The sequence below is a fragment of the Tunturiibacter lichenicola genome (genome assembly GCF_051013355.1).
GTDB classification, from domain to species: Bacteria; Acidobacteriota; Terriglobia; order Terriglobales; family Acidobacteriaceae; genus Edaphobacter; species Edaphobacter lichenicola_F.
This window is the reverse complement of record NZ_CP132944.1, coordinates 738,285-760,874: the sequence shown is the minus strand read 5'-3', so window position 1 is coordinate 760,874 and position 22,590 is coordinate 738,285. Positions and strand designations below refer to the sequence as shown.

The window sequence follows — 22,590 nt, the reverse complement described above, 5'->3', positions numbered from 1 at the left end:
AGTTCGCTTCCATCATCAAGCTTCTCCCACCAACTACTCAGGCAATGTCAAACGGTTCTTCACGCGGAAGTTCTGATTAACCGAAGGCGACCCAGAATCAGGCTGACCTCCTCCAATTGACACCGTGAACTCGCCCTCCGGAATGACCGGTTCGCCCGCGTCCGTCACGATGCTCAGATCACGCGGCTTCAATTCGAATTGAACCTCCTGCGACGCCCCCGGCTCAAGATGTACACGCTGGAAGCCGCGCAACGCCTTCTTCGGTGCGCCAGAGACCTTAGGAAAGTTGAGATATAGTTCGACGACTTCATCACCCGCAACCTTGCCCGTGTTCGCAACAGTCACGCTGGCTGCAACCGCGTCCCCGGCAGCCACCGGAGCGGTAGGCAGCTTCAATCCGCTGTAAGCGAAGCTCGTATAGCTCAATCCATAACCAAAGGGATAGAGCGGTGTCCCATCAAAATACCGGTACGTCCTCGCCTTCATGGAGTAATCCTCAAACGGAGGAAGTTGGCTAACCCCAGTGTAAAAAGTCACCGGCAGTCTTCCCGCTGGATTGTTGCGACCCGAAAGCGTCTCAGCGATCGCCGAGCCACCCTCCTCACCGGAGTACCACGCTTCAAGGATTGCATTCGCGTGCTCCTTAGCCCAATTAACACTCAGCGCACTCCCGTTCATCAACACAACCACCAGTGGCTTGCCAGTAGCAGCCACCGCCTCCAGCAAGTCCTGTTCAGGCTTCGGCAGATCGAGACTGGTTCGATCACCACCTTTGAAGCCGTCCTCGTTCACCGGCATCTCTTCGCCCTCAAGTTCGCTCGTGATCCCCACAACAGCTACGACGACATCCGCATTCTTCGCCGCTGCAACCGCCTCAGGAGATGGTTTCAAATCGACCTTTGACCAAACAAGCTGCGGCGCTGTCCCACTACCTTGAGGCAGCGGATACTCCACCTTCAAGGCGTACGCTTTACCTTGTTCAAGATGGACTCTGCCCAGCTTCGTCTCAACGCCGTTAGTGATAAACGCCATCGTGACGACTTTGCCGTCCAGCGATGCGCGATAAAAATTCTCACCCTTGATCCCCAGGTTGTACTCGCCTGTTTCAGTAGGCGTAAAAGTCGCCTCTGACTGAACGATCACAGATTTCTTCCCAACAACTTCAGCCGGTAATGGTCCAGACGAAACGCCAATGCCGGGATCCACCCTGGTTGCCAGCGGTGCAGGTGCTTTCCCCGAGCCCAGTAGCGCGGACTCGTCCATCACCACGTAGCTCGTACGGACGCCTTGTTTTCCATCCGTGGTCAGTAGTGACGCAGGTACCGGAGTACCGTCTTTGCTAAGAAACTGTGTCCCCTGCACATATTGGATCTGTGCAGAAGGGAACTCCGCCTTAAGACCTTCCAGCACCGAGACGGAATGGGTTGGAACTCCGTTGTAGTTTCCGAGTAGAACCTTCGTCTGATCAGCCAGCGGACCGACAACTGCTATCTTTACACCCGAGTTCTTCAACGGCAGAACGCCATCGTTCTTCAACAACACCATCGATTCATTCGCTAATTTGCGGGCTAATGCGCGATTTGCCGGGCCATCCAGCAGTTTCTCATCGATCTTGGTGTACGGCACCATCTCCGGCGGGTCGAACAATCCAAGTTGAATCCGTGCTGTGTAGAGCCGCGTCAAAGCAACATCGATCTCGCTCTCCTTCAGATAGCCCTTCTTCACTGCTTCGACATAAGGTGCATAGTCATGGTCATCAGTCACCTTTGCGATGAAGTCGATGCACTCGTTATCCATGCCTACCTGAAGGCTGATGGCCGAGGCTTCAGCCTGAGTCGCTCTGTAGTGATGGCCACTGAAGATGTTGCGTACGGCCTCGCAATCCGAGACCACGTAACCTTTGAAACCCCACTTATCGCGAAGCTGATCCTTCAGCAGAAACTCATTCGCACACGCCGGTTGCCCATTGATGCTGTTGTAAGCACACATAATCGACGCAGCTTTGCCCTCCATGATCGCCGCGCGAAAGGCGGGCAGGTAGGTATCAAGCTCGTCATGCTTGCTCACATCGACATTGGCGACGTGGCGCGTAGGCTCGGGTCCGCTGTGGACTGCAAAGTGCTTCGGCGTTGCGATCACGCGGTAATAGCGCGGGTCGTCGCCTTGCATACCGGTCACAAAGGAGACGCCCATCCGCGCCGTCAGAAAAGGATCTTCACCATACGTCTCCTGCCCGCGTCCCCAACGCGGATCGCGGAAGATGTTAATATTGGGCGCCCAGAAATCCAACCCCTCGAAGATATTGCTATGCCCCGCCCGAACTGCCTGCACATGCTTGATGCGACCTTCCGTGCTGATAGCGATACCCATCTCATGGATTGTTGCCGGGTCAAAGGTTGCGCCTAAACCGATCGGCTCCGGAAACTCAGTCGTCCCGTTTACGGCAACGCCGTGAAGCGACTCGCTCCACCAGTCATACGCTGGAATGTTCAGCCGCGGAATAGCGCGCGCCTGATTCACAAGTTGCGTCGCCTTCTCTTCGAGCGTCATCTGGTGGACGAGATCGGCGGCACGCTGTTCGGCTGTCAGGCTCGTGTCAAGATAAGTCGGCTTGGGTGTCGTCTGCGCGCCGGCGGCGCCAACAATGACCCAAATAGCTGCCAACAGGGCCGTCTTTCGAACTTCGACGATTCTCATGAGTGCCTCCATCTCAAGGTGCCTTCAGACTCGATTTGCATCGCGAAAGAAGTAAAGCACAAAACGTGTAGAAAACGTTATCTCTATTCGCCGCCTTAAAAAGATTTGTTCTTTTGAATGCAATTCCGAATACGATTTCTCTTATTTTTTTTGGGGACGTAATTCAGCGTAACTTCGCACTCCATGAGCGCGAAAAAGACCGCGGAACACGCGAGGCTGGATTGGGCTGTCCATCTCTGGACAGCCGAAGCCAATTCCGGACGATCGCAAATCCCTGTCAATCGCATAACATGCATAAAATAATGACGGAACAAAGCGCCTTCGCAGCGCGTATCTGGCAAGGTAAATGCACAGTCACGATCAGCTCTTATTCGAGGAATTTTGATGACATCTCTATTTCGCGATGTACGAATCGCTATTCGCCAACTATGGAAGTCTCCAGGATTCGTGATCACAGCGATATTAATGCTGGCGCTCGGTATTGGAGCGACGACCGCAATCTTCTCAATCGTCGAAGGCGTACTGCTGCGTCCACTGCCGTTTCCCGACTCTGACCGACTGATGGTGCTGGCGGACATCATCCAGGGTGCCGACATTCAAGGCAATGGCGAGGCAGGAGTAACAGTTCCCGACATACGAAACTACGTCCGAGACACGCAGAGCTTTGAGAGCCTGGGCGGATATGCCGGCGCCGGTCTTGAGTTATCTGGTGCCGTCGATCCCGCCATGGTGAATGCAACACGATTAACCGGTGGGGTCTTGCCGGCTCTGGGAGTACAACCTCTTCTGGGGCGAATATTCACCCAGGAGGAAGACGACAAGCATCAACTGGTAACGGTGCTCAGCTACGGCACTTGGCAGAGCCGATTTCACGGGGACCCGGGAATCCTCGGGAAAAAGATCCTGCTCGATCGCAAACCGTATTTGGTCATTGGCGTGATGCCGCGAAACTTTGAGTTTCCGTTGACACCCGGCCGCCTGAACCACAGCGAACTGTGGGTTCCGATGAGCTTCGAAGAGCAGGAACTGACACCAACCGCCTCGGCCGACTGGAGCTACAGCATGGTGGGGCGTCTGAAGCCCGGTGTCTCGCCATCGCAAGCTAAGACTGATGCCGAACGGAGTGCAAAGGAGACAGTGCGTAACTACCCGGCTTTCATGGCGGGATTTAACATGCACCCAGTCGTAAGGCCGTTGCGTGAGGAGACGATTGAGGACGCCCGTCCACTGGTACGCACCCTCTTTCTTGCTGTCGCCGTCGTGTTGCTGATCGCCTGTGCCAACCTCGCCGGTCTTCTCTTGGTGCGTGCCATCCGTAGACGGCGCGAGACCGCGGTTCGCCTAGCACTTGGAGCCAGCGCGAAGACGCTACTATGGCAGACACTCCTCGAAAGCCTCATATTGAGCGTAACGGGTGGTTTCGTAGGTCTAATCCTCGCGGCTGTGGCGCTTCGTGTGGGTGTAAGTCTCCTCCCCGAGACGTTGCCCCGTGTCAACGAAATCGGCCTGGATTGGCCGGTAGTTGGGTTTGCATTCGGTCTCGCCATCTTGACTGGAGTAATCTGCGGTCTCGCACCAGCCTTTGCAGCAATGCGCACCAGCGTGAACGACACGCTGAAGGAGGGCGGACGTACCGGCAGCGCGGGCGGACACGCACGGTTGCGCTCCGCTCTGGTGATCGCTGAGATCGCGGTTGCCATGATCCTGCTCACAGCCTCGGGCCTGCTTCTTCGTAGCTTCGACAAAATGCGCCAGGTCGATCTCGGATTTCAGCCGGACCACACACTCGTAGCCTCGTACGCGCTTCCAGGAAAGCAGTACGCCACCCAGGCCTCAGCGGACGAGTTCAACCGCGAACTCCTGCGCCGGCTGCAGGCTCTCCCCGGCGTCAAGTCCGTGGGCCTGACCTCATTCCTACCGGCTGCCGGAAACAACCAAAACGGTGCGTTCCTTCCGGAGGGATACGTCCAACCCAAGGGCGATAGCATCGATCTGGCCACGACGATACATGTGCGAGGCGATTACTTTCGCGCGATGGGCATACCTCTTTTGCATGGTCGGTTCTTCACGGAGGATGACAAAGCCGACGGCCAAGTGGTCGTGATCGTGAATCAAAAACTCGCCGAGAAATCCTGGCCAGGGCAAGATCCGATCGGCAAGCGACTACGCCTCGGCACGCAGTCGATGAACACACCTTGGGCAATCGTCGTGGGCGAGGTCGCAGACGTGAAAGAAAGCTCCCCCGACGCCCCGACAAAGCAGCAATACTATGGTCCTGTCGATCAAGCTGAGGCAATGGCTGGCGCACTGGCCACACCGAGCGACATAAACGGCAACGGCGGATTCATCGCCCTGCGCACCTCGATACCACCAGAGCAGATGGAGAATGCATTGCGCGCCACCGTGCGTTCGATCGACGCGCAACTACCGTTGAACCAGGTACAAACGATGGAGCACGCAATCTCAGACACCGAAGCTCCGCGTCGCTTCAACACGACTCTAATCTCATCCTTCGCCGCGGCCGCGCTGATACTCGCCGTGCTCGGGATCTACAGCGTGATTGCATTCTCCGTCGCGCTGCGTGTTCAGGAGATGGCGATTCGCATGGCCCTCGGCTCCCAACGCTCAGGAATCATCCGTCTCGTCGTGAGTGCCGGAGCGAAGCTGGCACTAATAGGCTGCGCAATCGGGCTTGCAGGCGCCGCCGCCACCTCGTACCTCTTGCGCTCATTCCTCTTCGGCGTCAGCGCATTCGATCCACTCGTCCTGACGCTCGCGGCGGTGTTCGTGCTTCTGTTGGCACTCATCGCGTCGCTGCTTCCCGCACGCCGTGCCGCCTCCATCGATCCCATGCAAGCGCTCAGGGCAGATTGATCGCTACTGTGAAGGAAGCGCCCTCAGGTACATATATTCGAACTGAACTCCAGTATAAGTACTGTCCTTTACTTGGCAGCTTGCTGTGGCACAGACTTCATATTCGCATGAAAGCCAGCTTTGCATGATAGAACTTATGAGCCCACAGAATAAGGACTACACTGCCGGAAGCTGACAGGAGTTTTTCGAAACCTAGGAAGTCTTAAGTCCTGCTATGGGTCTTCAAGCTCCGAAGCACTGTTTCGCAACTGATAACAAGTTTGGATGTTTTTCAATCGTTCGCAATACGAGGCCAACCAAAGAGAAAGCCTCCAATTTTCAAACCTGGCCTCAATCCAAAGATTGAAACATATGTCCATCGACTGGCCGACGACAACGTCAAGACGTGTCGGTAATGTTGCATCGTTGTGATTCAACCATGATATTCAGCGGCGAATTCTCTGGAGTGCACCGTCTAGACCCATCTTGGATGTTGGAGTGACACGATGCGTACGACACTTGAAGTACTTTTTTGTCGGTTAGCGACCATCATGGCCTACGGCCAGCTTCCCAGCAGTACGCTCAACGGCAGAGTGACCGACCCTCAAGGTCTGAGGTCGCCGGGGTGCAAGTGACCGTCACAAACCTGGCCCAGGGTACCTCACGCGAGACGCAAACCAATGCCGAAGGTCTCTACGTCTTCCCTTCCTTGGAAGTCGGAAAGTATGACCTTCGAGTCGAGAGTCCGACCTTCGCCACGACCGAGACCCATGGCCTTATCCTCGCAGCAGGCGCGACACAAACAGTCGACATCGGCCTGCATGCCGCAGGTGCTAAAGAGACAATCAATGTCGCCGGGGACAATCAGGCCGCCGATCTCACCCAGTCCATCATTCAGGGGCAAATCACGTCACAGACCATTTCAGCTATTCCCCTCAACGGCAGGAACTTACTCGAACTCGCATATCTTCTACCAGGTAACCGCCCTGAACCGACATTCGACCCCACCAAGACAAACACGCTCGAAGTAAGCTCAGCGGGAGGCATCCGCGGGACCAGCAATAACAACTACCGGGACGCAATATCTCCATCGGCCCCTTTCAGCCGGCGCAGAACGGTCAGCCCGCACAGACAGTCCAGTCAAACTTTTACTCCGCAGTTACAACCGCAGGTGGATTCTTCGGCTCCGGCGGCCCAAAGGGCATTCCAACTCGCAGCACGCCTAACCTTTTGATTCTCGATGACAACAATGATGACAACGATACCCATCGTGGAAGAAGGCGCAGCTACGGGAGCAGTAGCTGACGCATATGCTGACTACCGAGCTCGTTTTGGCCGCGACCATGTCCCAGGAATCCTGAAATGTTTCGCGACCCATCCTCCGCTCTTGGAGCAGATGATCGCACTCGCCTCTACCCTTCTCTTCACCGAGAGTCACCTCAGTCGCAAAGTCAAGGAGATGATTGCGACTCACGTCTCGGTGCTCAACGCGTGCCCTTACTGCCTCGACAGCCACGCACTCTCCCTGCGAAACCAAGGAGGGAGCGATGAGTTATTGCTTGCGTTGTTCAACTCAAAACTAGACAGTTCAGAGATCAATATCAAAGAGCGTTGCATGCTCCAGTTCGTAGGCAAGATCACGAATGAGTCTCACAGGATCTCTCCTGATGACATCAACCTGCTGAGCACTTCCGAATGGACCCAACAGGAGATCGCCGAAGCAGTCCACATTTCAGCTCTATTTGCCTGCTTCAACCGCGTCGCCAACGCCTTCGGGCTGCCGTCCCAGCACCTCCTGGATCTCAGTCCCAACCTGGCCCACCCAAAGGAGAAGGCATGAATATGTTGAAACTGAACAGGCACCCATATGTCTTCGCGGAGTCGAAGAGAATCCCAAGCCCAGCGCCTACCGCGATCTCATCGAAAATGCGAAAGCCTCCGGGGCAGACTATTGGCAGACCTGGCATCTCCTTCGATCCTGAAGCCGCCCATCACCTCGCCGCCCTGTCACACACTCTCATGCACAAAGAGTGCCCCATCAGCGCCAGCCTTCGAGAACTCATCGCCGCCTATACATCGTCTCTCAACCAATGTGAGTTCTGCATGAAGACTCACGCTGCCGTAGCCTCTCAGTTGTTGGGTGATGAGGCGCTCGTCTGGTCCGTCATCCGCGACCTCGACGCCTCCAACCTCAACGACAAAGAGAAGGAACTCCTGCGATTTGTCCGCAAGGTCACTCTGGCCCCATCCTACATCACCGCGACAGACACGCAACAACTGAACGCCGCTGGTTGGGACGACGCTTCAATCTTCTACGCCATCTCTGCCTGCGCTCTATTCAACTTCTACAATCGTTGGATCTCAGCAACCGGCGTGAATCCCGTTAGCGACGAAGCCTTCAAGAATCTGGCCTCCCGCATGGCAATGGTTGGATACGACCGTTAACGCTCTTACCTGTCTACGTGAGTCCCGAATCTAACCCCAGGGCATCGTTAGTATGTTCCCGAAAAGGGTGAGAGAAATGGTCGGGGCGAGAGGATTCGAACCTCCGACCCCCTGGTCCCGAACCAGGTGCGCTACCAGACTGCGCTACGCCCCGAATGTACTGCGGTGAGATGTCGATGAGAGGTGCTTTCCGTCAGGCTCAAGCTCGCGGGCAGCTTGCTGGATCACGACACCGACTGAGTTAGTTTAGCAGATATTGATCTCGGGGGTTGAGGTCTCATGAGTGCATCGGGCTGATTCGCTGTGCCTTTGTTCGAACGTCCAGGGGATATTCGGTAGCCTAGCGGTTAAGCGGATTAAATTGGACGGGAAGCCATATGGCTTCCCGTCGTTGAGTGTTGCAACGTCGAACAGATTCGCTGCGGCTAGTGAGCTTTGTTGACCTTCGGCTTTGCGTATGGCTGGCCCTGCCGTTTTACCGAATTCGAATCAAAGGTTGTGGTATCTCCCGGAATGAAGCTCGCTCCGGCAGGGACCAAGCTGCTGTCTAGGACTCGGCCAGGTTCACCGCTGGTGCGCATGTCGATGCGGGAAGGGTCGATGCCTTTCTCGTCAGACAGGTACTGCTCGACGTTGAGGTCGCGCTGGGCCGCGGCATCAGGGGATTCGTCGGCAGAGTGCCTACCGACGATGACTAGCCTGGAAGTGGTGTCGCGGTTCAGTGTGAGGGCGATCTCGTCGAGGCAGCCCTTAGCTTCGTTGTCGACGCGGACCGGACGCTTCTGATCGCGCTCAAAGGAGACGCTGCAGAGGGGGCGTACGGGTGGCGGGGGTGGTGGAGGAGGAGTCGTGATGGTGATAGTGGTGGTCGCGGTGGCTTGTTTGCCGAGGTCGTCGACGGCATTACAGGTCACAGTAATCGGCCCAACTGGGGCACCATTGGTATTGAGTGTTGCAGACGAAGTGGATCCCGAGATTTGTCCGCCAGAAGAAGAATAAGAGAAGGTGATGGTGCGGTTTTGTGGACTCGAGGCGACTGATGTGATGGTTGAGGGATCGCCTGGCAAAACAGTACTGGGATTCGCGGAGCAGCTGACGGTTGGTGGTTCGTAGGCGTGAACGCGGAAGCCGGCGGTGCAGTCAGCTTGCTCGCCGGGGCGGATGCCTTCGGAGACGTGGCCGGTGACCGTGTAGTCGCCGGGGGGGAGAGCTGCTGTGACTACGTTGACGGTCTCATTGCTGCCGGTGAGTTGCCCTCCGCTGGTACTCCAGGTATAGGTGGCCTTCTTTCTCAGATTGAGATTGGCGGCCGTTGCCGTAACCGTGACGGGATCACCGGGGAAGATGTTGGCGGGCTGAGCGCTGCAGCCGAGTTGAACCGGTGGCGGGGGATTTATCTGACCGAGGCGGAGAACCCCGCCAGCAGAGAGACGGTAGGAGAAGGTCTGGCCAAGTCCGCCAACGAGAGGGTCAGGTCCTACGGGTCCGAAGTCTACATGGGTGTAGTGAAAGTCGGCCTGGAGGGGCCGGACAGCGAAGCGGTTGTTGAAGAAAGGAAGAATGTAATCGACACCAACGCCACTTGTGACACCCCATCCCCATTCACCATGTTGAAGCGAAGGGCCGCGAAGCCTGGCCGTACCGACCACAGCGTGGGCGAAGGGAACGAAGCGGTTTTTCTGGTAACGAAAGATGGGACCGGCTCCCGCTGTGTAGATGGAGTCATTTGGGCCGTTACGAGAAAAGTTTCCTTCGACCTGTACACCCAGAAATCGGTTGAAGAATAGGTTCGTACTGGCGACAAGGCTCGGGTTAATGGGTTGATAGAAGAAGTTATTGATGTCGCTGTTGACCGGATGGATGTAGCCGTAGCCAGCATACATATCGACGCGGGTGAGCTCGGGCGGCGGCGTGCCGGCAGTCTTAACGGCCTGGGCCATAGCGGACGACGTCGAGGCCGTGATGAAGGCAGCGGCTAGTGCAACGAGAAGCGTGACTCTGGCCTTGGAGAAGATTCCGGAGTGTGAGGCTTGGCAACTCGACATACGGGGGCTCACGGGGCGGAAATACATAGGTTATGAATCCTCCAACTGCGGTGCTTCCTGGTTTCAGTGATCACCACTCGCCTGTAACCAGCAGGACGGGCGGTAACCAGATTTACTCGCCGACTGACAGGACGACCGAGGTGGATTGGGGAGTGCGTAAAGGTGATGCAAGTGCAGGTTATGTTGATCGTATGGGTCTTAAATGTGGTGCCGGAGCATCCACAGCCTGTCCGCCTCAGAATACCAAGGGTGAATAGGATCACGGCAAGGAGGCGAATCTCCTGAGTACCTATTTTTTTTGCCGTAAAGAGAAAGCCAAAATGTTAGAGCAGCGGCGACAAGCCTGAAGTGGCGGGTTCACGCTGTGAATCACAAGCCTTTCAGTTCTGAATGGGCTAAGCTAAAAAGGGGAGGTTCTCTTCATGAGAGAAACTCGACAGATCGTGCAATTGTGGCAGCAAGGTGGGGCATCGGTGTTGGTGACGTTGGTGCGGGCTGAGGGTTCAAGCTATCGGCGGCCAGGAGCGCGTCTGCTTTTGGGAGCGTCCGGAGAGTATACAGGGACCATAAGCGGAGGTTGTCTGGAGACGGAGGTTGTTCGTAAAGCGGAGTGGATGGTGCGCAACGGTGCCATCGTGGAACGCTACTCCACTATGTTCGATGACCCTGCTGACATACCGTTTGGTCTGGGATGTGGTGGCGTTGTCGACCTGTTGCTCGAGCCTGCAAATACTCCAGAGTGCCAAGCATTGATGGCAGCTTTGGAAGCGACCGTTGCCGGGGAAGACCTAACGGTCTTGACCTGGTTGCCGCGGGACGGAAGAGAGCTGCAGCGGGCGATACTTGATGCGAATGGAAACTACACGTTCGCTAGCGATCGATTGACGGAGCCTGAACTGGTCGCCGTACGAGCCACAGTTTTGGGGCGCGACAATGTAAATGGCGCTCCCGTGGGAATTTTCGAAGAGCGAATTCTCGCCCCACAACGGTTGTTTGTGTTAGGCGCAGGTGATGACGCGAAGCCATTGGTTAGTATGGCGGCATTGCTTGGGTGGCGTGTGTCAGTGGCGGATGGGCGTGCACAGCTGACACGGTGGGAGCGTTTTCCAGAAGCGGATCGCGTCATGACTGTATCGAAGGGTTCGTATGGAACGCTCGGGATTCGAACAAATGATGCAATCGTCCTGATGACGCATAGTTATGAGCAGGATCGTGATCTTCTCGCAGCGGTGTTGCCGGTAAGGCCTAGATATCTAGGATTGTTGGGTGCCCGGCATCGGAGTTCGTTGCTGATGAGTGAGGTGGCTGGAATGCTTAAGTGGACGGTCGCTGAGTGCTGTGCGCAGGTCTACGCTCCGGTAGGTCTTGATCTGGGTGGAGATGGGCCGGAGGCGATTGCATTGGCAGTCATCGCCGAGGTGCAGGCAAGTTGCATGGGGAAACCAGGTGCTTCGCGGCGGCTGCTACCGGAGGAGGTCGAGAGACATGTCAGGGAAGGTGGAGGCACGCGGTATCTGCCGGTGCAGTGTGCAATGGACGTTGCGTGAGGAGCGTCGCAGCGGTGGTGTTAGCGGCAGGTGCTTCCACCAGATTAGGTGAACCGAAGCAATTGGTAATCTTGGGCGGCGAGACTCTGTTGGAGAGATCAGTAAGGATTGCCCGAGAGGCAGGCTGCTCACCAGTGGTTGTGGTCCTCGGGGCTATTCACGCTCAAATACGCGATCACTGTTTGCTCAAAGATGTAGAGCTTGTAATCAACACGGATTGGGCCGAGGGAATGGGATCTTCGGTTCGCCTCGGCGTTCAGACTCTGCGGACGTTGGCTGAAGATGTCGAAGGGGTGGTTCTGATGACGTGTGATCAACCAGCAGTAACGGCACATCATCTGCATCTCATTACGGCGAAGGATCAGATAACGGCCTCGCGGTACGCAGGCAGAAACGGCATTCCAGCTTATTTTCCCGCAGGGTATTTTGGCAGGCTCATGACGTTGCACGGAGATGTTGGGGCGAGGAATTTGCTGCTCGATGCGGGATTTGAGGAGTTAGCAGACGGGGAATTGGATGTCGATACGCATGAAGACTTACAACGAGCACGGATGTTGTTTGGCGGATTCGACCGCTACCCTTTGTGAAGGCGGCGTCTAAAGAAGACTCAAGACTTGGCCCCCATGAGCAGCGGGAGCCGGGTTCCTCATTGCCTATGATCATAGGGTGAGCAGAAATTCTTCGATAAGATTGGCGGCCACAGCGGCGCGATATTTCGCTGTGCTGCGTATGTCGTCGATTGGGACGACTTCGCTTAAAACTACTGCGCGAGCTCTGGCAATCGTTTTGGGCGTAATTGGCTGATTGAGGAGGGATTGCTCGGTAGCTACGAGCCGTGCTGGAGTTTCGCGCAGGCTAGCGCTTCCTATGCGGATGTCTTCGATACGTCCGTTACTCACATGGGCGAGTGCGGCGATGGCAACCTTGGAGATGGCCTGGGCGTTGCGGGTGCCGACCTTACGGATATAGGTTTTGTACCCTGATGTGTTACGTGAGAGTGCGATGCTGAGAAGAATTTCGTCGCATGCGAGTGCGGTCTTCTTATAAGACAGGTGAAAGTCACGGTAAGGCAGCGTGCGGGTTCCTCCGGCTGAGACGAGGGTTAGGACTGCATCGTAGGCCAGGAGTGCGGGCGGAGAGTCGGCGGCCGGGCTGGCATTGACGATGTTGCCGCCGAGAGTGCCACGGTTCTGGTTGGCGATAGAACCGGTCCAGCTTGCGGCTTGCGACAGCAGCGAGAGCTCTTGAGTTATCACCGGATGTTTGCGAATGTCGGTGAAGGTGGTTCCAGCACCGATGATGATGGCGTCAGAGGTTTCTTCAATGAAACGCAGCTCCTTGAGACTCCAGATTGAGATAAGTTTTTTAGGTTGGAGATGCCCGGCACCGAGAGCGACCATCAGTTCGGTTCCGCCTGCGATCGGAGTGTAGCGGTCTGGCGAATCAGCGAGAATCTGCAGGACAGCGTCGAGAGATTTTGGAGCGATGAGGTCGTACTGGGTTACGTTGGAGCGCATTATTCTGCGGCTCCGATGAGAGCAGCGGCCCGAACCGCGTTGAATATCCGGTTGTAGCCTGTGCAGCGACAAAGGTTGCCAGACAGACCTTCCTGAATTTGTAGCAGAGTTGGTTGCGAATACTTTTGAAGCATGTGATGGGTGGCGAGGATCATGCCGGGAGTGCAGATGCCGCACTGTGCTCCGCCCTCTTCGAGGAAACACTGCTGGATGGAGTGAAGTTTTTCGTCGATTGCGATGCCTTCAATGGTGGTGATTTGCGCGCCTTCCGCTTGCAGGATAGGGACGAGACAGGAATTAACTAGATCGCCGTTCATCAGTACGGAGCAGGAACCGCACTCGCCTTCGCCACACCCTTCCTTGGCCCCGGTGAGGTAAAGGTCTTCGCGAAGGACATCGAGCAGGCGCTTCATTGGCGGTGCTTCGATGGTTCTTTTGTGGCCGTTGATGGTCAATTGGACGGAGGTCATCGGAAGAGGCCTTGTCGAACAAATAAAACATCAATTGCGAATGCGACGCATACCATACCCAGAGCAGTGATGAGGCCTACCCGGAGTGGAACAGCCTTCGCCTGTTCGCTCTTTGATAGCGCGTAGATCCTTCGCCTGTCTATAAAGGCATTGGTAAACCACGTGACGTAGAGCACGCTGAGACCGAACAGGAGGATGTAGACGACGAGGACCCGGTGGATTATGTCTAAGTGCATCACGCGGTGACCTCGCTGAATATCGGGCCAGCGACGGTTGCATCCAGAGATTCAGTACCAGCACCGGAAATTCTTGTCATGCGCTCGAAGATGTCTTCTGGCTGTAGCGGAATTTCGGTGAAGGCGATGTTGGTGGCGTGCTCGATGGCATTAAGGATGGCGGGTGCGGGGCCGTCCATAGGTAGCTCGCCGATGCCTTTTGCGCCGAAGGCGCCGTGGGGGGAGGGGATCTCTTCGAAGGAGACATGGATGGGGGGTACGTCGGCGCTGGTAGTCATGATGTAGTTGGTCATCTGGTTGTTGGCGAGGTGCCCGTTGTGCCAGAGGCACTTCTCGTAGAGGGCGTAGCCGATGCCTTGTGCAACGCCGCCTTCGATCTGGCCGGCGGCGAGGATTGGGTGGAGGACTTTACCGACCTCCTGCAGGGCGTAGAAGTGGGTGACGCTGGCAGCATAGGTGGTGGTGTCGACGGCGACTTCGGCTACGTAGACTGCCCATGCGTAGGCGGGATACGCTTCGCCTCGATAGTTCTCGTCGTCCCAGAAGATGTCGCCGGGAGATTGGTAACGGGCTTCGGCCTTGAGTGTGCCGAACTCTGCCAGATAGTGGAGAGCGGCACGGCGGAAGTCTCTGGGGGTGTAGTCGTGGTTGAGGTGGCCGCTCGAGACCAGGGTGGCGCAGAGTGACTGAGCGGCGCGCTCGACCAGTTTACCTACGACCATGGCGGTGCGACTGGCGACGGTTGGGCCTGAGTTGGGGACGAGGCTGGTGTCGGGTTGGGCGATGAGGATCTGGTCGTAGGGAAGGCGCAGGGTTTGGGCGGCGACCTGGCAGAGGATGGTGTTGGTGCCCTGGCCGAACTCGGTGGAGGAGACGAGGAGGCGGGGTTGGCCCTCGGGAGTGATCTCGATCTCGACCAGGGAGTTGAGGCGGCGCTCTCCGGAGCCGGTGAAGCCTGCGCCATGGAAGAAGGTGGCGAAGCCCACGCCGCGCTTGATGGTGCTGGTTGGGTTCTCCCGGTCGAACTGCTTGCGTTTGGCGTGGTAGTTGGACTCTTCGAGTGCTCTCGTGAGCAGGTGTTGCATGTCGACGGGATCTTTGAGGAGCTGTCCGGTTGCGGTGTGATCGCCGCTGCCGAGGAAGTTGCGACGGCGAAGCTCTTCCGGAGTGAGGCCGACTACTTTGGCGATCTTGTCCATGTGGCGTTCGAGGGCGAAGATGCTTTGCGGTGCGCCGAAGCCACGGAAGGCCCCGTGTGGCGGAATATTTGTTGCCATTGCTTTGGCGCGGACGGTGAGGTGAGGCCAGTGGTAGGGGCCGGGGGCGTGGATGGTGCCTCGTGAGAGGACTACGGGCGAGAGGGTGGCGTAGGCTCCTCCGTCGAGGGCGAAGTTGATCTCTCCCGCGAGTAGTTTGCCGTCTTTGCTGACGGCGGTGCGGTGGCGGGTGCGGGAGGGATGGCGCTTGGTGGTGGCGGCCATGTCTTCGGAGCGGTCGTAGCAGAGTTTGACGGGATGACCGGACTTCATTGCGAGGAGAGCGGCGTGGCTGCCGATGACGGAGGGGAAGTCCTCCTTGCCGCCGAAGGCTCCGCCGGTTTCGGTCTGGATGACGCGGCACTTTTCGGCTGGGAGATTGAAGACCAGTTCGAGCGCGTGGACGAGATAGTAGGGACACTGCAGCGAGCCTCTTACAGTTACTCCTTCGGTCTCGGAGTATTCGGCGATGACTCCGTTGTTCTCGATGTAGAGCTGCTCCTGAGCTCCGGTGCGGTACTCGCCTTCGACGACATAGTCGGCGGTCTCCCAGATCTCGTCGGGGATCGGCTTCTGATCCTTCTGCATCAGGTAGGTCTTGAAGGTGTTTGCGTTTTCGCCTTCGCCCCAGATGATCTGCTCTTTCTTTTCGGAGTCTTCGATGGTGTAGATGGCGGGGAGCTCTTCGTAGGTGATGCTGACGGCGGCGACGGCGGCGGGGAGCACGGCCCGGTTGGGATGAGCGAGGAGGAGGATGGGTTCTTCGCAGTGATTGACGTGGGTGACGGCGAGGCAGGGGTGGTCTTTTGTGAGGTGGACGATGGTGTTTTCGCCGGGGATGTCGGCCGCGGAGACGATGGTGTATTCGTGCCAGGGGATGGCAGGGTCGAAGGAGATGGAGGTGATGCGGCCGCGGGGGATGGAGCTGCGAACGGTGGCTCCGAACCACATGTTGGGGAGGGTGATGTCGTCGACGTACAGGGCGCGGCCCAGAACTTTGTCTCTTCCTTCTTTGCGGATGGGGGAGCTGCCAACGATCTGGGGGCGGCTAGTCATGGGTGGCGTTGCATAAGGATAGACGAAGTTTGCTGGTTGGAGGAGAGGATCGTGACGAGGGGTCCCCCCTCCCCATGGGGTGTATTTTGGGAGCAAGTCTTTCTATTTGTGTGGTTTACAGATAGAATGTCCTCGCAAAATGTTCAATCCAAAGGGGTTGTGCGCAAAATACTTGTTTTCAATAGGATGGCGATCTGGTCACGGCGGGCGGACACTGGGTCCGCGTTGCCGTCTTCCATTTGGAAGGCCTCTATTCAGTATAGAAGAGTGGGGATAACTCATACGCCACGCGAATCTGCTGGATTGACGCGGGGTTTCGGTGTTCTGGGGCTTGACAAGGTTTTGGTGGCTTTGAGGTTTGGGTTGGTTGATTGCGGGCTGCTCTAGCGGGAGTGGAGGAGAGCGGTTCGCGCTTCCGCGCGAATAACCCACCCTTCGTGATGAAGCTACGAAGGATGGGCCACCCCACGCGTTGCCACATCTCAAAATCGAGATATGGGCACACGTACGGGGTGGGTTTTCGGCGTTTGGGGCTTGACGCGAGACTTCATGATCGCATCGAGTTCCGTGTTTGTTCAGGCTCGCTTGGTGGGATTGGGTGATACAACAGATGCCTGAAGTTGACCGTGCTGGACTGTGAATCGAAACTGGCTGGGAGTCGCGCCACAGCTAATTGCCGAGCTGTGTTGCGGGTCGTACGAGTAGATCGATATTTCAAAACAATCAGGAGAGTGACGCGATGTATGACATGGCTAATTTGAAGAAGCTGGGTGCGCTTGGTGATGGAGCTTCGAATGCGGTGAAGGCTTTCTGGGCGTTTGATAAAGCGGCGATGGCGGATGGGGCTGTTCCGAAAAAGTACAAGGAGTTGATTGCGGTTGCGGTGGCGTTGACGACGCAGTGTCCGTACTGCCTGGAGTTGCATCGTTCTGCCGCGGAGACTGCCGGTGCGACGCAGGAGGAGCTGGCTGAGACGGCGTTGATTGCGGCGGCTCTGCGTGCCGGTGCAGCGATCACTCATGCGACGCATGTCATTGGTGGGGCACAGGTGGAGAAATAGGTTTCATTCTTCCGGCTGTGGTCGCCCGTCATTTCGACTGCGCTACGATGCGGAATGACAGGCGATGAAACAGACAAAGGCGAAATACGGGGGTCTCTCCGCTGCGCTGTTCACGATGAGACTGTGAACAGCTTCGGTCGAGATGACGATTTTTTAGCAATGAGTTGAATGAGAACAAAGCAAAAGCAGCCGTGGGTTGGGGTGTTGTTGGCTAGTGGTAGGTGACTGGGGCGTGGGCGTGGTGGGCGAAGTTGTCGTAGAAGAGCCGATAGCCGCCGGTGTTGTCACCCTCAATCTCGAAGAGGAGTTGGGAGCGGCCTTCGTGGGCGAAGTCTGCTGCGCCTGCGAAGTGCATGAGACGGCCGATGTGAGTGACTTCGCCGGAGGGTGAGATGGCAAACCACTGGTCGAGGAAGGCGGCGTCGGGTGGACCGTCGCAGAGGTAGCCTCCGAGGGTGACCTGGAAGAGGTGCCAGTTCTTGTCGGAGATGTAGGAGGCATCGGGTTTGATGTCGGTGTCGTTGTAGGTCCAGGAATGATACCCAGGGGCCTGGCCTGCGGCTGCGCAGTTTTTCGGGTGGGGGTAGAGTCTGCGGAAGGCTTGCTGGACGTGGGTGAGGTCGAGTGGGAAGAAGGCGGAGGGACGCCAGTTGTCGGGGTCGTTGAGGGTGGGGAGATTGGTTGCGAGGATGGTGTGAGGTGGGCTGGGCTGGTTTTGGTTCGGGCTGGGTTCGATGTTGGCGACACCGCCTGGATTGGTGATGGCCTGGACGCCGATCTCAGAGTAGAAGTGGAAGGCGGTTGGGGTGGTCGCGGTTACCTTGGCGACGGGCTTGTGGTCTTTGACCAGGGTCCATGTGGTGACGGCAGGGAAGAGGTGGGTGATGGTTTTGAGGCAGGCTTCTTCGTGGCAGGCGGCGTTGTAGGACCGCCATTGCTGGCCGGATTGGTAGAAGAGGACGCGGACTCCGGGTTGGCCCTGGTTGTCGCCCTTGCCTGAGGATGCGGCTTCGAAGATGCCTATGAGAGGACCTCGCTGCGCGAGGGTGGTGATAGGGAAGAGTAGAAGCGTCAGGAGGGTGAGGGCTCGGGGCTTCATTGGTGGAGTTAGTTTACTCAGGGTGGGCGGGTTTTCGGCGTGTGTTTTTGCGATGGCGGAAGGGCGACATTCGGATTGCATAACGGAGAGCGGTCTCGCTTCGCTCGATAACCCACCCTTTGCGATAAGACTGCAAAGGATGGGCCACCCAGTGTTGATGGAACACCCAGTGTTTCGGTAGGAAGCTATTTTGTTTCGGTCTATTTTTTCTTTGCCTTTTTCTTTGTCGTTTTCTTCTTTGCGATGGTCGTCTTTGCGGCGGCCTGCTGTGTTGCTTTCTTCGCGGCTTTTTTAGGGGGATGCTTCTTCTTTCCGCCGCCCTTGGAACTGCCGCTTGAGGGGTTCACGATGCTGATGAGTTTTGTGCCGATGGGGGAGCCGAGGCCAGTGCAGGCGTCCCAGCCGGGGCCGGCGGTGAAGCCGGTGGGAGAGCCGGAGTAGTTGGTGCCGGAGGTGATGTCGTTGAAGGCGGCCTTGCCCTTTGCGGCGTAGATGGCGGGTTGGATGAAGCCTGCGCTGGTTCCGTTCTGCGCGTTGGCGAGGGCGATGAGGCCGGCCCAGAGAGGAGCGACAGCGCTGGTGCCGCCGATGACCATGTTCTTGCCGTCAACGCGGATGGTGTAGCCGGTGGTGGGGTCGGCGTCGCCAGAGACGTCGGGAATGCCGCGGCCACCGGCGGATACTGTGGGTTTGGGGACTTTCGCGCTGGCCTGCCAGGTGGGCAGAGGGAAGACGTTGCTGATGCCGCCGCCGGTTGCGCCTTCGTTGTTGGCGAGCTCGTTCCAGGCGGTCTCGGAGGAGATGGAGGAGCCCGTGGCTTGGAGTGTGGTTCCACCGCAGGCGAGGACGTGAGGGCTGGAGGCGGGGAAGTCGACGTGATTGGCACCGTCGGTGACGCCGTCGGTGGATCCGCTGTCGCCGGTGGCTACGGTGATGGTGATGCCGAGGGCGGCGGCGGACTGGCAGGCGGCGTCGAGAGCGGTGAGGGATTGCGAGGTCCAGGCGGATTCGGGGGCGCCCCAGCTGATGGAGATGACGCTGGGTTTGTGGGTGGTGTCGTGGACGGCGGTGGCGATGGCGTCGATGAAGCCCTGGTCGGTGTTGGGGGTGAAGTAGACGACGATGTGGGCGCCGGGTGCGACGGCGGCGGCGATTTCGATGTCGAGCATGACCTCGCCGTCGGCACTGTTGGCGTTGCTGGGGCTGTTTTTGCCGCCGTCGACGGAGACGGTGGTGACCTTGGGGGTCTTTTGGCCGAGGGATTTGAAGTAGGTTTTGAGATCGGCGGTTCTATAGCCTCCGCCTAGCTCGATGATGCCTATGGTTTGGCCGGTCGCGGTGGCTCCTGCGGGGAATTGGTAGATCTGCGCGACTTGGATCGGAGTGTAGGAGACGTTGGCTGTGCCGGCGTGGGGCTTAGCGAATCCTCCGGACTGGGCTGTCTTTGCGGTGAGGTCGCCAGCTTCGCCGGCGATGCGAAAGTGAGGGTTTGCCTGTGGGCGGTTGTCGAGTCCGAGTACGGCTTCGACGGGGCCGACGAGTTCGGCGGGAAGAGTGATGCTGCCTTCGCGGACACGGTAGGTGGTGCCGTCGAGAGTCTTGTGGAGGAGGGTGACGCCGAAGGCTTTTTGCATGGCGGCGACGCTGCCGGTCAGTTTGACGGTGCGGCGTTCGGGGCCGGGGGTGTCGGGCGCGACGGTGAGTCCGTACTCTTTTGCGAAGGCGCGGACGAGCTTGACGGCGGCTGGATCGGCGCCGTGATTCTTTTTGTATTGCGCGTGAGTAAGACGCTGTTTGCCGGTGCGATTTGCAGCTTTCAGGGGAGTCTTGCGCTTGACGACTACAGATACGGTGATCCTGGTCGAGGCGGGCGCGGTTGTTTCACCGACGGTCTGGGCGAAGGGAGCTTTTTCGCTGCCGGGAAGAACGGTGCGGGGTGTGGGTGAGAGATGAGGTGCGGACTTCTTTTTCGATGCCATTTGTGTAGATCTCCAAATTTCGGGGATGAATTTGTGAGAGGGCGGTTGGCGCGCGGGATTGGAGAACCCATAGTATGCCCGCGCTGGTGGGGAAGAAAGATAAATGCGGACTAAAAAATTGCTAGTGACAGTGGTGGCCGCAGATGGTTTTACGTTGCCGTTGCCGAAGTGTGATTCGTGCGGTGCATCAGTCGGCGCTTCGGATATTTCCGCTCAGGCGCTGGCGATTGGTTGCAGCTTCAATGCTGGTTTCGATCGTCTGGTTGAGACTAGAAGTGACGAAGGGTTTCGGTGGCTGTTGGGGCTTTGTAGTCGGGGTCGCCGGGGATGGGGTCGAGGCTGGAGCGGAGGTCGGCGCTGCGTTCGAGCGAGCGGCTGACTATGTCGCGGGAGCCGAGACCAACTGCGAGAGCCAAGGTGAGGACGATGCCGCCGAAGAGGATTCCGAAGGCGAGTTCGACGACGGCGCCGCCGATCTGGAGGTGATCGAGCACCATGGCGGCGGTGAGGACAAGGACGAGCCACTTAATGCCGAGGGAGAGGAAACGGGCGTACTGGAGCTTGGCGTTAACTGCGCCGATGAGGACGGAGCGCTCGAGGAAGCGGGCGATGAGCGTGCCGGCGATGAGGAGAAGGACGGCTCCGATGGAGTGAGTGAGGTAGGGAAAGATGAAGAGGGAGATCTGCGAGTCGCCGGGGAAGGCGGCGTCGAATGCGGAGATTCCGATGAAACAGCCGATGGCAACGCAGGCCCAGAATACGGCGCGGGCTATGAGAGACGTCGGGCTGTGGGATGGGGACCAGTCGGAGATGGTGGCGGAGGCGTTGCGGGCAAGGCGCTCATCGAACTTTGCCGCGGTGAGGCTGCGTCGAAGAAGCGCAGCGAGTCCCATGCCGATGGCGGTCATGATGACGAGGGCGAGCAGAAGTGCAATGAGGGCCGGCAGGAAGCTGGCCAGCTTGAAAAGCACCTGGTGAGCGGATTGGCGGAGCGCTTGTTCGACTTGTTGCCACATGAGAGGGTCTCCTTACGGGTGTTGCCGGCCGTTTTCTTTGCTTCGGTTTGCCGCTTGTCGCTAAGGATTGAAGCGGTCGGGCCAGCGCCAGCGTGAAACGAGATAGGGTTTGTCAGTTTCGAAGGCAGATGCCAGATCCTGAATGTGCTTTTCTGGCGCGGTGCCGGTGCTGATGAGCGTGAGATGAGAGGCGACCCAGGCAAGATAGAGCGGGGTGAGCGCGCCGAGGAGGTGTCCGCGGTTGATGGTGCGGAGACGGTAGGCCAGGATGAAGTCGTAGACGATGCGGGCCCATAGGTTATCGGGCATGCGGAAGTTGTCCGGGTGCATGACGGAGAGTTTCTTGAGCCCAAGGAGCGAGTTGGGCGGCAGAACGAGGGACCAGATCTCGTGGAGGTTGGTGTAGGCGAGACGGAAGGCGTCGAGCATGGAGGCCGTGTCCGGGGTCTCGGCTGCGGGGGTGGTTGGCGGGATGGGTTGTGAGGATTGTGTGCCGCGAGCGCGCTGCCAGAAGCTGGCTTTGGCGTCGACGTCAGCGAAGAGAGAGCTGAGGATTTGGGCGAGAAGGCTGTTGAGATCGGGTGCGACAGGCTGAGGCAGAGTGCGATGGCCGATGCTGACTTCGGTGATGGTGAAGTTGGCAGTGGCGGCTTCGCTGAGCGGCCAGATGAATGCGTCGTCGGATGAGGCAGCGGTGTAGCGCTGCGCAACGGCGGCAAGACGGTTCGCCATGCGCAGGGAGAGGCCAATGTCGATGGGGAGAGGGAAGCGAGGGCGAGTACCGAAGAGGGCGCGAGTGACAGGGTAGAGGATTGCGGAGTTGACCAGGCCCTCACGCGGGCCAACCTCGTAGTGAGCTACGGAGAGGTCGGTGCTGAGGGCGGACTTTGCAAGGGCGCGAATGGCCTCGGGTCGGAGGGATTGGGATTCGGCACCGAGGAGGACGCAGGAGGTCGCTTGATTGTCTTGGGCGAGTTTGAATGCGTTGAGGTAATCCGCTGCAGTCTGGATCCAAGGTGTGGAGGAGACTGCTGTGGGCGTGTAGGGGATGAGCCGTAAGGGGCTATCGGCTGAGAGTTGTGGGGCAGTGTCGGGGGTGGCGACGAGGACGATCTCATTAGGGAAGGCGAGGGCAAGGTTAGATAGCGTAGCCTCGAAGGCCTCCTGAGGGAGGGAGACGAGGCTGACGAGAGTGCTGCCGCTCGCAGTGGCGGGGGCTTTCGAGGTGAGATCGGTATTTGTCTGAGCGGAGGCCATCGTTCAATAAGGCTTTCTTTAGTTGGTTAGCGGTGGCTCAAATTTTGGACGTCGGCT

At 57.9% G+C, this 22,590-nt stretch carries 17 protein-coding genes and 1 tRNA gene; 7 read left to right on the top strand and 11 right to left on the bottom strand.

Annotated elements, in window-relative coordinates:
- Window positions 1–33 precede the first annotated feature (33 nt).
- Window positions 34–2,697 (bottom strand): glycoside hydrolase family 3 C-terminal domain-containing protein, encoded by a 2,664-nt coding sequence (locus RBB82_RS03245; protein WP_433973684.1) that lies wholly within the window; start codon window positions 2,695–2,697, stop codon window positions 34–36.
- Window positions 2,698–3,081: 384 nt separating this feature from the next.
- Here RBB82_RS03245 and RBB82_RS03240 point away from each other — a divergent pair, with 384 nt between their 5' ends.
- From RBB82_RS03240 to RBB82_RS03225, 4 genes are all read left to right on the top strand, one after another.
- A complete protein-coding gene (locus RBB82_RS03240; protein WP_433973683.1) occupies window positions 3,082–5,571 on the top strand; it encodes an ABC transporter permease in 2,490 nt (829 codons plus the stop codon).
- A gap of 511 nt (window positions 5,572–6,082) precedes the next feature.
- Entirely contained in the window at window positions 6,083–6,784 is a 702-nt protein-coding gene (locus RBB82_RS03235; protein WP_433973682.1) for a carboxypeptidase-like regulatory domain-containing protein, read from the top strand.
- 15 nt (window positions 6,785–6,799) lie between these two features.
- Window positions 6,800–7,390: a carboxymuconolactone decarboxylase family protein gene (locus RBB82_RS03230; RefSeq protein ID WP_433973681.1), complete on the top strand. Its 591-nt coding sequence runs from the start codon at window positions 6,800–6,802 to the stop codon at window positions 7,388–7,390.
- The gene (locus RBB82_RS03225) at window positions 7,387–7,995 is read left to right on the top strand and encodes a carboxymuconolactone decarboxylase family protein (protein WP_433973680.1); all 609 of its coding nucleotides are present in this window, start codon (window positions 7,387–7,389) and stop codon (window positions 7,993–7,995) included. The genes RBB82_RS03230 and RBB82_RS03225 overlap by 4 nt, the downstream gene beginning before the upstream one ends.
- A gap of 77 nt (window positions 7,996–8,072) precedes the next feature.
- Here the strand turns inward: RBB82_RS03225 and RBB82_RS03220 are convergent.
- Together RBB82_RS03220 and RBB82_RS03215 are read right to left on the bottom strand one after the other, a co-directional pair.
- A tRNA-Pro gene (locus RBB82_RS03220) sits at window positions 8,073–8,149 on the bottom strand.
- Between the two features lie 271 nt (window positions 8,150–8,420).
- Complete coding sequence (locus RBB82_RS03215) at window positions 8,421–10,040, bottom strand: hypothetical protein (RefSeq protein WP_433973679.1); 1,620 nt, start codon at window positions 10,038–10,040, stop codon at window positions 8,421–8,423.
- A 422-nt stretch (window positions 10,041–10,462) separates the two neighbouring features.
- Here RBB82_RS03215 and RBB82_RS03210 point away from each other — a divergent pair, with 422 nt between their 5' ends.
- Both RBB82_RS03210 and RBB82_RS03205 read left to right on the top strand, forming a co-directional pair.
- Entirely contained in the window at window positions 10,463–11,587 is a 1,125-nt protein-coding gene (locus RBB82_RS03210; protein WP_433973678.1) for an XdhC family protein, read from the top strand.
- Complete coding sequence (locus RBB82_RS03205) at window positions 11,566–12,174, top strand: nucleotidyltransferase family protein (RefSeq protein WP_433973677.1); 609 nt, start codon at window positions 11,566–11,568, stop codon at window positions 12,172–12,174. Before RBB82_RS03210 ends, RBB82_RS03205 begins: the two co-directional genes overlap by 22 nt.
- 72 nt (window positions 12,175–12,246) lie before the next feature.
- Here the strand turns inward: RBB82_RS03205 and RBB82_RS03200 are convergent, their stop codons facing one another.
- The 4 genes from RBB82_RS03200 to RBB82_RS03185 are packed head-to-tail and all read right to left on the bottom strand — an operon-like array spanning window position 12,247 to window position 16,122.
- Entirely contained in the window at window positions 12,247–13,104 is an 858-nt protein-coding gene (locus RBB82_RS03200) for an FAD binding domain-containing protein (protein WP_433973676.1), read from the bottom strand.
- Entirely contained in the window at window positions 13,104–13,574 is a 471-nt protein-coding gene (locus RBB82_RS03195; RefSeq protein WP_433973675.1) for a (2Fe-2S)-binding protein, read from the bottom strand. The genes RBB82_RS03200 and RBB82_RS03195 overlap by 1 nt, the downstream gene beginning before the upstream one ends.
- A complete protein-coding gene (locus RBB82_RS03190; protein WP_433973674.1) occupies window positions 13,571–13,810 on the bottom strand; it encodes a hypothetical protein in 240 nt (79 codons plus the stop codon). Before RBB82_RS03190 ends, RBB82_RS03195 begins: the two co-directional genes overlap by 4 nt.
- Window positions 13,810–16,122 (bottom strand): xanthine dehydrogenase family protein molybdopterin-binding subunit, encoded by a 2,313-nt coding sequence (locus RBB82_RS03185; RefSeq protein ID WP_433973673.1) that lies wholly within the window; start codon window positions 16,120–16,122, stop codon window positions 13,810–13,812. The genes RBB82_RS03190 and RBB82_RS03185 overlap by 1 nt, the downstream gene beginning before the upstream one ends.
- A 739-nt stretch (window positions 16,123–16,861) precedes the next feature.
- Here RBB82_RS03185 and RBB82_RS03180 point away from each other — a divergent pair.
- A complete protein-coding gene (locus tag RBB82_RS03180; protein WP_433973672.1) occupies window positions 16,862–17,182 on the top strand; it encodes a carboxymuconolactone decarboxylase family protein in 321 nt (106 codons plus the stop codon).
- A gap of 211 nt (window positions 17,183–17,393) precedes the next feature.
- Here RBB82_RS03180 and RBB82_RS03175 read toward each other — a convergent pair whose 3' ends face one another.
- The 4 genes from RBB82_RS03175 to RBB82_RS03160 form a co-directional block, all read right to left on the bottom strand.
- Window positions 17,394–18,362 (bottom strand): hypothetical protein, encoded by a 969-nt coding sequence (locus RBB82_RS03175; RefSeq protein ID WP_433973671.1) that lies wholly within the window; start codon window positions 18,360–18,362, stop codon window positions 17,394–17,396.
- A gap of 119 nt (window positions 18,363–18,481) precedes the next feature.
- Window positions 18,482–20,260: a S53 family peptidase gene (locus RBB82_RS03170; RefSeq protein ID WP_433973670.1), complete on the bottom strand. Its 1,779-nt coding sequence runs from the start codon at window positions 20,258–20,260 to the stop codon at window positions 18,482–18,484.
- Window positions 20,261–20,529: 269 nt separating this feature from the next.
- Window positions 20,530–21,276 (bottom strand): hypothetical protein, encoded by a 747-nt coding sequence (locus RBB82_RS03165; RefSeq protein ID WP_433973669.1) that lies wholly within the window; start codon window positions 21,274–21,276, stop codon window positions 20,530–20,532.
- Window positions 21,277–21,336: 60 nt separating this feature from the next.
- Window positions 21,337–22,533, bottom strand: a complete 1,197-nt coding sequence (locus RBB82_RS03160; RefSeq protein ID WP_433973668.1) for a hypothetical protein — start codon at window positions 22,531–22,533, stop codon at window positions 21,337–21,339.
- Between the last annotated feature and the right edge of the window lie 57 nt (window positions 22,534–22,590).

Coding starts and splice junctions, on each gene's coding strand:
- RBB82_RS03245 (WP_433973684.1), bottom strand. CDS start 2,697: ATGAGAATCGTCGAAGTTCGAAAGACGGCCCTGTTGGCAGCTATTTGG.
- RBB82_RS03240 (WP_433973683.1), top strand. CDS start 3,082: ATGACATCTCTATTTCGCGATGTACGAATCGCTATTCGCCAACTATGG.
- RBB82_RS03230 (WP_433973681.1), top strand. CDS start 6,800: ATGATGACAACGATACCCATCGTGGAAGAAGGCGCAGCTACGGGAGCA.
- RBB82_RS03225 (WP_433973680.1), top strand. CDS start 7,387: ATGAATATGTTGAAACTGAACAGGCACCCATATGTCTTCGCGGAGTCG.
- RBB82_RS03215 (WP_433973679.1), bottom strand. CDS start 10,040: ATGTCGAGTTGCCAAGCCTCACACTCCGGAATCTTCTCCAAGGCCAGA.
- RBB82_RS03210 (WP_433973678.1), top strand. CDS start 10,463: ATGAGAGAAACTCGACAGATCGTGCAATTGTGGCAGCAAGGTGGGGCA.
- RBB82_RS03200 (WP_433973676.1), bottom strand. CDS start 13,104: ATGCGCTCCAACGTAACCCAGTACGACCTCATCGCTCCAAAATCTCTC.
- RBB82_RS03195 (WP_433973675.1), bottom strand. CDS start 13,574: ATGACCTCCGTCCAATTGACCATCAACGGCCACAAAAGAACCATCGAA.
- RBB82_RS03190 (WP_433973674.1), bottom strand. CDS start 13,810: ATGCACTTAGACATAATCCACCGGGTCCTCGTCGTCTACATCCTCCTG.
- RBB82_RS03185 (WP_433973673.1), bottom strand. CDS start 16,122: ATGACTAGCCGCCCCCAGATCGTTGGCAGCTCCCCCATCCGCAAAGAA.
- RBB82_RS03180 (WP_433973672.1), top strand. CDS start 16,862: ATGTATGACATGGCTAATTTGAAGAAGCTGGGTGCGCTTGGTGATGGA.
- RBB82_RS03175 (WP_433973671.1), bottom strand. CDS start 18,362: ATGCAATCCGAATGTCGCCCTTCCGCCATCGCAAAAACACACGCCGAA.
- RBB82_RS03170 (WP_433973670.1), bottom strand. CDS start 20,260: ATGGCATCGAAAAAGAAGTCCGCACCTCATCTCTCACCCACACCCCGC.
- RBB82_RS03165 (WP_433973669.1), bottom strand. CDS start 21,276: ATGTGGCAACAAGTCGAACAAGCGCTCCGCCAATCCGCTCACCAGGTG.
- RBB82_RS03160 (WP_433973668.1), bottom strand. CDS start 22,533: ATGGCCTCCGCTCAGACAAATACCGATCTCACCTCGAAAGCCCCCGCC.